Source organism: Algibacter sp. TI.3.09, assembly GCF_038154905.1.
Taxonomy (GTDB): domain Bacteria; phylum Bacteroidota; class Bacteroidia; order Flavobacteriales; family Flavobacteriaceae; genus Algibacter.
In genome coordinates this window covers 189,797-204,724 of the sequence record NZ_JBAKAN010000001.1, presented here as the reverse complement: position 1 = coordinate 204,724, position 14,928 = coordinate 189,797, and the positions used below count along the sequence as shown (strand labels likewise).

General features: G+C 27.3%; 6 protein-coding genes. All 6 read right to left on the bottom strand.

What is annotated here, in order from left to right; genetic code table 11:
• Positions 1-345 precede the first annotated feature (345 nt).
• The 6 genes from V6246_RS00760 to V6246_RS00735 all read right to left on the bottom strand — a co-directional run bounded on the left by V6246_RS00760 (position 346) and on the right by V6246_RS00735 (position 14,927).
• Entirely contained in the window at positions 346-2,085 is a 1,740-nt protein-coding gene (locus V6246_RS00760) for a Card1-like endonuclease domain-containing protein (RefSeq protein WP_341558537.1), read from the bottom strand.
• Between the two features lie 141 nt (positions 2,086-2,226).
• Positions 2,227-5,637 carry a hypothetical protein gene (locus tag V6246_RS00755; protein ID WP_341558536.1) on the bottom strand — a complete coding sequence of 1,137 codons (3,411 nt, stop codon included), beginning with the start codon at positions 5,635-5,637 and terminating at the stop codon, positions 2,227-2,229.
• A gap of 1 nt (position 5,638) precedes the next feature.
• Entirely contained in the window at positions 5,639-8,128 is a 2,490-nt protein-coding gene (locus V6246_RS00750) for a hypothetical protein (RefSeq protein ID WP_341558535.1), read from the bottom strand.
• A gap of 21 nt (positions 8,129-8,149) precedes the next feature.
• On the bottom strand, positions 8,150-10,117 hold the full coding sequence (locus tag V6246_RS00745) for a hypothetical protein (RefSeq protein WP_341558534.1): 1,968 nt from the start codon (positions 10,115-10,117) through the stop codon (positions 8,150-8,152).
• Positions 10,114-13,503, bottom strand: coding sequence for an AAA domain-containing protein (locus V6246_RS00740; protein WP_341558533.1), 3,390 nt, complete (start codon positions 13,501-13,503; stop codon positions 10,114-10,116). Before V6246_RS00740 ends, V6246_RS00745 begins: the two co-directional genes overlap by 4 nt.
• The gene (locus tag V6246_RS00735) at positions 13,500-14,927 is read right to left on the bottom strand and encodes a protein kinase domain-containing protein (protein WP_341558532.1); all 1,428 of its coding nucleotides are present in this window, start codon (positions 14,925-14,927) and stop codon (positions 13,500-13,502) included. The genes V6246_RS00740 and V6246_RS00735 overlap by 4 nt, the downstream gene beginning before the upstream one ends.
• Position 14,928 lies beyond the last annotated feature (1 nt).

The following is a 14,928-nucleotide window of genomic DNA, read 5'->3' as shown; positions in this document are numbered from 1 at the left end:
AAGGGGATCAAGAGTACACGAGGTACATGTGGGGTACAAATAGTACTTTTTAGAGTCAAAAAAGGAAAATAAAAGAAAATTTGTTGATAAACTTACCTATCAAAGGTAATAATAAAATAATGAGCCGATTAATTACGTTAATCGGCTCATTGTTTAAGGATTATATCAGTTATTTTTAAATGCTAACACAAGTTCTGTTGTTATATAAATTCTATTAGATGTTATCAAACCTTTCTTAATGAGTTCAATAATTGATAACATTAATATAGGTTTGTGAGGAGCTTTGCCTAGACTTTTAATATATCCTCTTTTTAATTAAGCAATTTTATTTCTGTAATTATGTAACTAAATTAAGCTTAACAAGTTATCAAATTCATCAAATAACTTATTACCTGCAAAAAGCCTCACATTAGCAGATAATTCAGCTTTTTTAGAAATAACTTGGTTATTGGATTTGAAACAACAAGCTAATATACCTACGGCGCCAATCCCTCCATAATCTCTAGTTATAGATTCTAACTTTCTCACATACTCACTTTTTATATTTCCAGCCTTACATTCCACAATATATAGTTTATTCCCATCTGTAAAAATAATATCAAATTCTTGATAGGCACTTTCAGAAAAACTTCTTTGTTGACCTACAACTTGTTTTTCATTATTTTCTTTATAAGAAACTTCAAAATTAATACGAATATCTTTTATTATACCTTTTTCCTTAAGTCGATTTAGCCTATAGTAGACATATTCTTCGAACCAACCTCCTGTTAAATATTTTGCGAAATCTGGACAATTTAAAAACTTAAACGATTTATTATTAATTGTAATTTTTGCCGTATTTTCTTTTGTTAATTCTACATAAATTTTATTATTTGATAACTTAAAAGGTGTTCCACTTTGTTTATTATATTTTACAATTTCTTTATATAATTTAGATATTTGACTTCTCTCTATCCAAAGGATCTTTGTTAATTCTATTCTATCATTAAAATCCGAACTATCACCTTTATTAGATATTCTTAGATAGTTACTATTTAGTTTAATAAATGTTTCTACATTCTCAATCTCTTTAATAGGAACTCTTTTTTTGAAATTATCTAAGTATACAACTTCTTTATTACCAATATCAAAATAAAAAGGTATACCATTAATCTTTCTACAAGCGGCTAATGCTCCTGCATACATTAACTTAGTACCGCCTGTTAAATTAAATCCAATTCGAGTATAAATTGGCTTCTTTGAAATAACATTTAATATTTTTTCCATAACATCCTCTGGGTTGAATGGATTTATATTTATTTCTAAAGAGTTATCACCTTCAATAAACAAGGTTAATCCACCTGCAGAATATCTTTTGGTATTTACAAATACATGCTCTTTACAATCAAACTGTCTGATACCTAATAAACTTGGCATTTTTTGCTCACCTAATAAATGAAAAACAACATCAAAACTATCATAATCTGTTTCATTATTAATCTGTTTACCATGTAATTCTAACCATTCTTTTGGAAGATCTATTTTTTCTGGCGGAACACCTGACTTTGAAGAAGCTAATAACTTGATTTTAGTGTTTGGGTATCGCATAGAAACAAAAGCCCAAACAAAAGCCATTATAGGAGTTCCAGGGCTTAAATAGAGCCAAACTTCAGCTTCTTTTTCTATAGAAACTATATTATCTAACGCTTTTATTGATGTATTATAAATACCCTCAGTATCATTAAGATGAGTTAATTTTACCGGACGAAAATTAACCTTAGTCCTTAAGGATGCTATTTTAAGCTGCTCTCTTAACCATAAGATAAAATGCTTATGAGAAAAATCTGTATTTGCATAATCATAAATTAAGTTGGAAATTAAATTAGAATCTTTTTTTAAATTAAAAGCTTTTTTAATTCTCTCTTTATCTACATCAAAAGATTCTTTCTCTATATTTTTTTTATTAGGATTTGTATAACCTAAAATCAATATATCTGTATATTCATCAGATTTTAATGCTCCTAAAATAGGTCCATTTCCTAAGTTGGATTGAAAAGAAGCCGTTAAATCTGTTATTCCATACCAAGTTAATAATATTTTTCTCATAAATTTTTCTTTTTAAATGTTTAAGTTTTAATAAAAAGACAGCCATTTAAACACTTTTTTTTTTACAATAAGTTTATAATATATTAAAAATGTTTTTATTTCCCCCACTACCCATAGCTTCTAGGTTTAAAAGGTCTTTATTTAATCATCACTTACTCCTAATACTCGAATACTATTTGCCGCACCACTATCTCCTGTAAGATAAGTTCTTAAAGCATAGAGCAGATCTGGTGTTTTATTAAAACTTTTAGGCTTCTCAATTTGAAGTTCGATTCTTGATGTGAGATTAATATTTTTTTCAATAACAACTTTTGTTATGCCATCAATTAGTTTGACATATTCTTGAGTTCTTTTTTCATTGGGAGACAATATTTTCATAAACTGTTTATCATTGTTCCCTCGAATCCTTAAAAGAGCTAACAATAATTCCAAATGCATACTTAATGTTAATTGATAGGATTTACTTTTTCTATTATCTTCTACCTTGGTTATATCAATTTTTAAATTATCATATAACTTGTTTCTTATATTTTTAATTTCACTCTTCTTAAGTTTATTAATTAATTCTTCGGACCGCCAAAGAGCAATTGATAATACATCTAAAGTAATAGACGTGAGATCTTTATTATTAATAGAATTTAAAACCTTATTTAATAGATCCTTTTGCCATTCCAACTCTGCATCGCCAATAGCAAATGCTATATTTCTGTAATACTTTTTAAATAAAGGAATATTTTTGATTACTTTACTAAGTCGTTTACTAACATATTCTGGAGAATCTTTATGAAGGCAACTTAAGAAAAAGAAAAGTTCATCTTTAAGTGAATCTGGCATATCTTCAGATTCCAGTATCGAAATTGCATTTTGTACCCCCTCAAATAAAGCATTTCTAAAATCATTAGGAACACCGGATTCAGAAAGAGAATTGCTATTGTTCCAAATTGTTAATACAGGAAAACGAATATTAAATATTTTAATTTTTACACTATCTATTGTTCGTCTTAAACTTATATCTTTTCCAGATAATTTACCTTTTCCGTCTTTTTTTATAGATAAGTATATAGCATCTCCTTTATTTGAATCAATAAAGTCTATTTTCTCTATAAAATCAGATTTATGACATAAAACTTCAGCCCCTTTTACATCAACATAACAATAATAATCATTATTTCTACGAATAAAGCCCCCTTCACATTGGTCATCGAATTTCTTTAATATTTCCAATGTAGAACTACACCAATTCAAAAGGTCAGAATAACTCTTCCCATCTTCTTTAGGGTATTTAGTAAAATCAGTCCAATTTTTGCGATCAGGAAAATCAGGAACTGGTAAGTTATCAAACGCTTTCTCCTTAATCTCTTTCCACTTAACTTTTAGTGGGAAAATAGAGTTGTTAATAGCTCTAAATGTCAATTCATAAGGAGATTCTGCTTCATAGTTGTATATAAGTTTTAATTCACACTCTAAATCTTCTTTTACTGGTAACTCGTTAGATGAAATATATGCCTCATAATTGATGTTTTTATCACCGAAAATTAATGGAAAAGAGAGTTCCTTTGTATCTGCAGGAATTATAAAATGATTTTCAATTTTTATATTACTATTAGTAACTTCACTACTATCATCAACAAAAACAAATTCATCCATATAACCATTTATAGGTAATTGCATCGCTAATCTTGGTAAATGTTCTTTCCATAGAGTATAACCTTGCTTTTCATAATCTAATAATCTTTCAAAATTATGAAGGTTACTCTCATTATCCTCATAATTATCTTTAACATCTATGACTTCAGACCTAAATGATTTTTTAATTTTAAACAAGTGTTTATTGTTAAACAAGTTTCTAAATTTCTGTGGACTATTTACTCTATTGTTAACACTTTTTTCATTATTTAAACATATAGCCTTACCATTATAATAGAAATATATATTTTTCTCTTTAATACCTTTTATACCATCTTGTAAAAACTTATTTATTAAGCTAGAAGATAGATTTCTATCAAATGATTTGTTTAATTCATCTAATATATCATAGTCACCTTCTATTCTTTTTGTTGGATGTTTTTCTAGAAAAAAACCACCCGTAATAGACTTTAGCTTTTTGTCAAATTTTACAAGTAATGGAGTTACATATACATCATTATTATGATCTTTTTGAATAGATATAAGAGTATCATCCTTTTTTACTCTTTTCTGAAAAAGATATTCTAAACCTGTTAAAATACTTTTGGGTACATTTCTATTACTAGGGAAGTAACTATTAATACTCTTCTTTATTTTTGCAAACTCAAATATGTTAACATAATCAGGAATTATGTAGTTAAGTTGTTTTGTATTTATATAGCCTAATAAATCATTCATAAACAGTTTTAAGATATCTGTATCGTATGTTTTCAACAACTCAGGGAGAGTAAAAATGCAATGATTTAAATCTATAATCTTTGTATTGTTGGCATTCACAATATCATTTCCGATTTTTTGTTTTAAGAAAATTGGGTATGAGATTGTTTTATTATTAAATCTTACAACTGGAAACAACCTAAACATATCAATAAAAACAGCATCCTCCACTGCTCTATTATCATTAACGAAGTTTCTATTTTGCTTTTCTTCTATTTTTAGTTTACTTATGATAGTATCAGCTGATTTATCAATATTTTTTAATATCAGACCCCTGTTTTGTTTACAAATCAAATCATTTATAGCTTTGCTTAAATCTCTGTTTTGGCTACCAATCAATTTATTTTTTTTAAATAATAAGGGGTTGTCATATTGTAATTGAAAATTAGAATAGTCAACTATTAAAGCTTTTGGCAAAACAAATTCATCAGTTTTGAATTGTAATTTAGACAAAACTGTAAGGTTTAAAATAGATGAAATCTGATTTGGATAGGTATTTATGTATGTATTTACTTTTTCATCTAACCTATTTAACCATTTATAACTTTTGAAAACTTTACTGTAGTGAGGATGATGTAACAATAAATTATTAAAGATGATATTTCCATATTCATTTATACTTTTGGCATCCTCACTTCTTAACCATTGCTTAATTTTATTGACCAAATAGTCATTACTTTGAAACCCCTTTCTTACATCCTCAATTAAAACTATTCTTTTTAATAGAATTTTAAAAATCCTATTTTCATAAGTGTCTACATCTCTATATCTTTTTACAGTTTTAATCTTATTGCTTTTTAATTTTTCTTTTATTGTTCGACCATCTTGTTTACTTAACCAAATAATACTCTTTTTATCAAACTCTTTAGCTTGAGCTAACGGAAGAACTCTATGCTCTCTTCTAATCTCTTTATTGATATTATTTATTAGATACAAGATACTACCTTGAGTGTATTCAAGGATATAATAAATATCATCATAAATAAGATCCTTATGGTAATCAAACTTATTAATGTTTTCTAAAAATTTAAACAGGTCAGTGACTTCAAAAGTGCCAATACTTTTATCAAAAAAAGAATTCTTATTTAACCAACTCATGTTATGAAGAATGTTCTCATTCTCTTTATCATATAGTTTTAAAAATTCCATATTAATCCTCTTTTAGGTAATTGGCACTATTCCATATAAATTGCCCGTAAGGGTTATCCATAGATAAATCAAAATCTTCTACTATATTAAATTTCTTTTGATTTAAGATATCTTTAATATTTACAAGTGCATCTTTCTCTTTTCCATGCACTTCAATACCTCTTAGTTTGGGCATTATTTTTTGTACTAACTGCTCTTCAAACGCTAGCTTTACATTTTTATTTAATTCCTGTTCATTATCTATATTTTGAATAACTAAAGGATGATTACTCATATAAAATTCCATAGATTGCCAAACTCTATGACCAATAGCTCTTCCGGTTGGAGCTAACTCTTCATTTATTTTATTTGCTATAGCATGATAATTTTTTAATATTTCCGTTTTATCACCAATAAAAAGAGACTCTTTCTGTATCCAACCATCCCATGTATTCTTGTTTAGATATTCAAATTGCTTTATCTCTTCAAGAGATTTAAGTTTCGTTCTACTTTTTAAATCTATTGGTCTTGGAAAATTAATAGAGAAAGCTCTGTCTAATACCTTATCTGAAAGCGATTTTGTGGTTTCATCTTCATTCATAGTACCTAGCCATAAGACATTGTTATCTAATGGTAATCCGTAATTCATACCTGTTCCCAATTGAACATCTAAATTAACGCCTTTGCTACCTCTTCTAAGTTCAAATTTACTTAAAAACTCTGCAAAATAAAGCTCTATATGTGCCAAGTTCATCTCATCTAAAAGAATCATATTCATACTTTCTTTTAACCCAAAAGGATTCTCAGTTTTACTCTGTGAAGTTTGCACTAAAAATTTTAGAATATTTGTTGAATCAAATTTTCTATCAATTGTATTATAAAAGCCTAACATAGAAGATGGAGAGTCCCAGGTAGGTTGAACCGCCTCTGCTAAAAAATTAAAACCTCCAAAATGAGAATATAGTTTAGGTAGCTCTGATTTACCTGTTCCACTTACACCTGACAATACTGTTAATGGAGAGAAGTCTGCACTTTTTAATGCGGTATGAAACGCATATAAGAGTCTTTTAGGGTATTCTAACCCATAATCCTTCATGTTTTTTTGTATTCCATCTAAATACTTAATTTCATCAGTTATTTTAATTTCAGTATCTAATTTAATCTCTCTGTATGGTTTTTGCTTAAGATCTTTAATTCGTTCTTCAATCTCTGTTCCGTCTGAATAAATAGCGTTTAATCTATCGTTTAAGTCTTTATTTTCACCTTGTAAAAATTCTAAATGATTTTCACTAGACTTAACTTTGTCTTCTAATAGCGCTTTTTCATTCTTTAAAACTGTCACTTCTAAAACTTCACTTAATAATTGTTCTTTATCATTCAACAAAACATCTTTCTCTTGTTCGTATGAACGTGCATTTGCTTCTTTTTCTGTCGCTAAATCATTTTTTTGTTCAATGTAATCAGCTAGTGATTTTTTAGTTCTATCTAGTTCTTTTTGCTTTTCATCTAACTCCAATGGTAAATTTCTACCTTTATATTTTTTACAAGCATCTAATTCTTCTTGGGCATTAGACAACTCTTCTCTTAACTGGTGATTAGCGTTTTCAAAACCATCAACCTTAGCTTGAAGGTTCCTTAACTCTTCATTTACCCTATCTTTTTCTTTAATATAAATTTCGTCACCTTTTGATTCTAAAGATTTTTCTTTAGCAGATAGCGTTGCTTTTTTATTTTTCAACTTTTCCTCTAATTCTTTTAGGCTTTCTGTTTTTTTATTTATCTCCTGTTCTTTATCTTTATATAGCTCTTTTATTTTTTGATTTGCCTCTTCAATAATTTTTACTTTTTCTTTTTCTTGGTCATTATTAAATATTACTTTTTGATTCTGAAGCAATTGTTTATGTTCACTTAACAACTTCTCTTTTTGAGATTCAAATAGTGTTTTTTCAGATTCTAGTTTTGTTTTGGTTGTATCTATTTCTTGTTGCCATTCATGAAGTTTTCGTTCTCTCTGAATAACATCATCTAACTTTGTTTTAATTTTATCATATTCTACCTTAGTAGTAGTAATAAAGTCATCGTTTAAGTTATTAAGTGTTTTTATTTTCAGGCTTTCAAGATTATTGGTATGGTTTAATTCATCACCAGACAACTTTATTTTCAAAGCATTAGTCTCACTTTTCTTATATGATTCAAATTTTAATTTCTCTTTGGCTAAATCGTTTTTCTCTTGTAAAATCTTTTCATGAAACTGCTTTAATATTTTTTCATTCTCTGCTATTTTATTTTCTCTTTGATCTAATTCTTTGTTCCTTTTTTCTAAATCTGAATTCATAAACTCTTTTTTGCTTGATGTTGTATCTATTTGAGCTTCATATTTCTTTACTTCTGCTAAAATTCTATTTTGATCATCTTTAAGATAAACAGCACCTTTAATGCCCAATTTTTTAGCAACACTTATAACGCCCTTTCTATCTAATTGATGCTTCTTTACAAAATCATTTATATTCATACTTATTTTATATCTTATATTTTATAATTCTGCTATTAATATTTCTATGTGTTTAAAGCTTAATTCTTTTAAGTTTTGTAACTCTTTTAAGTTTGTATTTTGTAAATCTTCATCAGTTGGTGAACTATGGCCTCGCTTAGCTAACACAATCTCTATTAAACTAACATATTCATTTTTAGGTGCATTTTCTGTGTTACTTTTATAATAAAGATAAACGAGCATATAAGCACCTAAACTAGCAGGTTTCTTATTAAAAGCATTCTCTATCATTTTTGGACTTACCCTATATAAACTTTCATTCAATTCATTTCTCTCTCTAACCTTAGCTAATAAATCCTCTTTTGCTGGTATAGCTTCCTTTACTATATCCAAGGTATTCACAACCTTTTTAAGTATAAATTCAAAAGAAGAATAAAGATTATTAATTACCTCTTTTACAATAGTGTACTTATTTGACTCAAAATCTAAACTCAAAAAGTAATTAACATTAACTAAGTTTTTCTTTATCTCTTCAGGTAACTTACAAACTATGTCAAAATGAAGTTCTTCTTCTAAATTTAATAATGCATTTTGTTTAAGCTCTATATTATAAGTATCTAGATTCTTATGTTCTATGTTTTTATTTTTGATTTTTAAAATAATTGTTACTAAATAATAAGTCATTACCTTATACTCATCTAACTCTAAGATGTCTACATTTTCTAATGCTTTATCTTTTTCGGAATGTTTAACTCCGTTTCTTAGTTTAAGTAACTTACTTAACACAAAAAGAAAATCTGGGTAGTTTGAGGCAATATCATATAATTCCTTTTTTTTATACAGTAAAGACTTTGCTAGATACTTTTGTAGATTATCACCACTGTGTACTTTTAATATATGTAGGTATTTATCATTAATTTCAAAACCAATATCCTTTGCTATATTTTCCAACAACTCTCTTTTTTTTAAACTATCGCTATCTGAATCATCTTTAGATAGGCGTTTAAATAATAATTCAATAAGATCGTACAATGACGCTATTAAACCACTTTTAGAAGCTTTAATAGTCTCTTTATTTGTATGTGTATTATTAATCGTTAAGGTTTCCTTTTCTATGGTTACAATTAACTTTTTTTCAATCTTATATCTTATTATACTCTTTTCAAAAGGTACTTCAACTTTATCTTGCCTATTATCAGTATCAACTCTTATATTTTTTCTTAATAAGGGTAATAATGTTGAATGTCGTTCACTAAATAATTTTCGTAATACAGTAGAAAAGTCATTAGTAAATCCATTAGTTATCACAAACGAATCTATATTATCTTTAAGTATATAAAGCTTTGTATGTAAATACAATAACTCAGGCTTTAATAAATCAATATTAAATTGCTTAACATCTATCTTATGACTTCCCTTATATTTACTTTGATTATGTTTAAATATGGTTTCTACTATCTGTAACTTAGTAGGTTTTTTAATATCATTTTCTGAATTAAAGTCTTTAACTAAAACTGCCTTTGTTTTCCTTTTAGCATCTATTCCTGCCTTAAAAGAAACTTCTTTATAATTAAAATTTTCATTAAAATTATATTCGTTTGTAGGAAACGAATACGTATTTTGTTCTTCGGTTATTATAGGTAATAATTTACCTGTGTAAGCCTCTTGATAAAATTGATAGACCTTAACCTCTGTTTTTTCATCATCATTTTCTATACTATCAATTCGTAAATCTTTAAGTTTTTTCAAAATAAGACTTACAATCTTAGTTTTATCATCCGCTTCATTATCACTAAAAAAACCTAATCGATTAGAGAGTCTTATAGTATCGTGTTTTAAACTATCGTCTAATTGAATAAGTTTTAATACCGTTTTTTCTATAAAATTCAACTCTTTATTTCTTGAAGTTTCTATAGGAATTTGGTATGTATAACAAGCTATTAATAAGTCTTTCTTTAAAGCATACACTACTTCGTTCTTATCAAACTTTTCTAAACTAATTATTTTCATAAAACTTTACCCTTATTTATACAGACCTGTAAAAAATTGTTTAACTCTTTAACTTCTGATTTCGCTCTTTCACTTTCAAAAAACTCTTTATCTCCTACTACTATTAAACTCTTTTCTTGCCTACTCATACTTACACAAAGTCTGTTTTTTGATGCTAAATGGCCAAATGGAGATTTAGCTTTTCCTAGGCTCTTTAAACTTAAACTTCTAACAACAGATAAAAAAACAATATCAAACTCCATACCCTGGAATGAATCAACAGTTCCAATTTTTAATCTTTCTTTAAACTGGAATGAATCAACAGTTCCAATTTTTAATCTTTCTTTAAAAAAGTTTTGTTCTTCTATAGAAAACGTTCCTTTTCCGTCTGTTCTATATATTTTTCTCTCTAATTCCTTTACCTGATCTCCATAAAAAGTAATAACCCCAAAGGTTAAATATTTACCTTGCTTAGACAATATCCATTTCCCTAAATATTCTATTATTGCCTCAACTTCACTTTCTCTACTCCAACTTCTGCTCTTCTCTCCTCTTTTTTCTTTGCCTTTATTATTATCATTTGGAACATCAATCCAAACTGCTGGTATATTTTCAATTCCTTTTAGGTTTTGATGAAAATCTTGTTCAACCCTAGGAGATTTAAATGCTTCACCATAGTGCAAATAAAAATTATCACTTATAAACTTTCCTAATAATGGATGTGTACGAAATTGATTTTCTAATGTTATTTCTCTTGTTATATTATCATGTTCTTTTAATTTTTTGGCTCTTAATTTTAGGTAGCCAAACATACTCTCCTTGATAAAATCATTCTCATTTAAATTAGCACTTTTAATAATTTTATCGTCAACCATATGCGGAAGTTGCCTATGATCTCCTACTAGAATTATTCTTTTTTTTGCCAATACCATTGCTAAAAGCAAATCCATAGGAGCTACTCTTGCTGCTTCATCAATAATAAGTGTATCAAATACAACGTCTTCATTATCTCTTCCTCCTTTTTCATATGAAGCTTTGGATGATTGTCCTGTTGTTGACGAAAAAACATAACTATACTCTTCTATCATCGATTTTAACCCAAAAGGATTTGATTCTAACTCGTTTATATAGTTAGCTAGTACCACATTTATTCTATCTTTTGTACTTAAACTATTAGATAACTGGCTTTCAACCCTATCTTTAAGGTTTATAATATCAGAATTAGGTTTTTCTGCTTTAAAAATAGGCTTTGGATAAAACCTATCTATTAAATTATATTTTAATTTTTGAAGTTTAGGAAGATAGTTCTCTAAATCATTTAAGTTATTATAGTTTAAAATACCTTTCTCGTCATCTCTTAATAATTTACCGATATTAGAAACTTTTAAATCTAAATTTCTTTCTACCCCATCATCCATAAAACCAACAGCTGTAGTTCTTAATGAATAAATTTGTTGTAATTCCTTTACATTATCTATTTGTTTAATGCTCAAACTCTTTAATAAGTTTTGTGCATCAGCTACAATATCTTCTTTTAAAAATGCACTTAACTCATAAACTATAAAATTTAGCAACTCAATAGTTCTTGTTTTTGACGGTGTTTTTAAATAAACTTCAAAACTCTTATTTAACTTATTAATTTTATTATAATTAGTTAATTTAGTGAGTGGTTTTGTTAAATTTGAAGCTATATCGTTACTCCACTCCATAACCCTCTCATAAGAGCTTATATCTACAGTGCTTGTTGATTTTTTACCAAATTTAGGCGTAGGAATTCCATTAATATCCAAACGCTGTATAATATTCTCTACAGCATCATGCTGAAAACCTGCCACTAATACCTGCCCTCTAATATTTTCTTTATCAGAAACATCGTTTAATCTTTCTATAATTGCAGCTAAAACGGTTGTTTTACCTGTTCCTGGTGGCCCTTGTATTATTGCAATATCCGGCGTGTTTAATGCCATATCAATTGCATCTATTTGGTTTTCTGTGGGTGGGTTTTTCGAAAATATTTTATTTTTAACAACTTCCGTCAAAGGTTCTAAAACCTTTTTCTTAGAAGTTTTCATATATTGCTTAAATTTATCTGTATCCTCTATTAATAGCCCTAAAAGAGGATTAGCACTTTTACCTTCTAACAGCCTTTTTCTTGCTTTAAATTTTCTCTCTAGTTGTACTTCATCTCCATAAATAGATAAGACAATTTTTTTTGATGCGAAATCATAATTATTATCTGTTTTTATGGTTATAAATTCGTTATCTATATGCGTAACTTCAAAAGAATCAACGTTGTCTTTTTGTATATTAATACTTTCTTGTATTTCTTTTTGAGCAATGTATTCTAACCAGCTTAAATTATCTGTAATATAACTTGGTACTGTAGCTACCATACTTAAGTAATCACCAACAACTAATATTTCTTTTAGCTCTGGAAAATTATTTATTTTTAAATTATAACCACCCGCAATTAGTTCTGGAGTACCTATAAACTCTATAACCCCAATGCTTTTTGCTTTATCTATTAATAACTTACCTTCTTCATTTACATATTTATCCCAAGTATTTAAATAACTACCTTCTTTTTCTACAATATCACCTAAATCATCTGCTATTTTAGCACTTACTAATCCATTTTTAAATTCGATGTTCCCTTTTATTAATCTAAGAGAATCATTTGGCTTTCGTTTTATAAATCTTTTTAATTTTGTTGCGGTAAACTTGTAACCATTCTGAGCAAACTCCTTTTTAACAGCTACATTAATATTTTCACCATGAACAGTAAAAGCTAAAGCTTTTTTATCTGCATTAATTTTTTCTATAGCGAGTATATGTCTTTTTTTATAATCTTCTTTAAGTTCCTCATCTTTATCTTCTTCTATCTGTTCTATCTTTTCTCTAATATTATTTAAATCTTCTTCAAAAATTTCTTGTTGACTAGAAATGGCAGTAGAAGTAAGAAAGTAACTCTCTCCATTTATATTAAAAGACACTATTTCTTTTATTTTTTCTGAAAGACTATCAATATTATCTTTTTTTGAGATTAGCCCTATATCCTTTGCTGTTTTTATATTTTTTTCACCTAGAGAAATAAAAAAAGGTTCAAAAATTTCTATTATAGGATAAGCAAAAAAGATAATTTCTAAAGTAAAAACATCATCTCTAAGAGATTCTATAATATTAATGATTGCTGTATAATTTCTGTTTAAAAAAAAGCCGTCAATATTATCTAATTTATTTTTATCTAGTATTTCAATATCATATAGTTTTTTTTCTATAAATATTTCATAATTTATATCGTTATGCCTTAGAAACCCTAATAATCCGTTAGCCGGAATTTTTTCTTGACTTAAATTTTTAGCTTCAACTATAAAAGTAGTATTTGTTTTTAATGTATCTAAAATCATAATTCTATTTTAATTTCCACTAATGTTTTTATATCACTAAAGGTTACTATTGATATTCCTTTTTTTAATTCTTCATCTCTTATTGATTTCTTATTAAAAATAGGCTTCGATGTTTCTGATTCAAAAAATATTTTTTCATCACCTGTTTTATTAAATGATAACTCTATCCTTGTTTGTCTAGAGAATTTAATTTCTAAAAAAACATCATCTACTTTAAGTATATCAAATGATTTAAAAAGGTAGTTTGGTACTTCAATTATTTTTGTTCCTTCTAAAATCTCTCTTACATATTCCCACCGCTCTTCTTGTTTTTTACCATCTATATAGTAGTATGATTTTACTATCAAACGCTTAGGTTTCTCAGATTCACAATATGGGCATTTATCAAAAACATCATTATAATAACTCATATTACAAGAACTGCATTTAATTGTTTTACATGCAGCCTTTTCCAGTAACTCTATCCATAAAGGTAAGGTTGGTCTTTGATATTTATCGAACTTCCCTCCTTCAAAAAGTTTATGAAAAAGAATATTTAGTTCTTTAGTTATCGTTAAGTGACCTCTTAAACCAGCTTTACTTTTATTAGAATCATCATTACTATCTTCTATCCATGGTAATTCCCATTTCTCTTTTTTTATAGCAGCTTCAGTATCCCAATCTTCTTCTTCTAAACCTTCACCATCAAAAGGATGCTTAGTTGTTAGCGTTAAAAAACTTAATATTCCAAAAGCATATATATCACTATATGTTGAGTTAGGACTATTTTGCATTAGTTCCGGAACCTCAAAATTAGGAGTATAAACCGTTTGTTTATTTATTGATTCATATTCAATATTATCAGCATCTATTAGATAGACTAATGGTATATCGTCTTTATTAATAAAAACATTATTGTGTGATATATCAAAATACACTAAACCTCTTGTGTGTAATCTATTTAGTACTATTGCAAGTCTAGATAAGGTATACAACCTTTTTCTTAGACCTCCACTTTTATTATAGTGAGTAAAATAAAGAGCAGCTCTTTTATCTCTTTTTGATAATTCCTCTAAAAAAACAGGAATTTCCATATTAGCAGCTTCTTCTTTTTTTAATTCTTGAGGAAGCAATCTAGAAAACGGCTCCATACCATTTAATAGTTGCATTACATAACCTGCCTCATCTTTTAGAACAGTTACAGGTCTTGCAATATTAATATCAATAGGAAGAGGCTTAAAAATTAACTTTTTAATTTTTTTGTGAAAAGACTTTATCTGTGTTGGGTCTTTAATCGGTAACTCGTTATCTAAAGCAATTTTTATAACAGTGTCTGCATTTTTAGTTTTATATACAACTCCTTGACCTCCACGCCCAAGTTCATTATCAGTTTCTATATAATGGATATTATCAAATTCATCTATTTTCTTTATAATCTTCCCCATT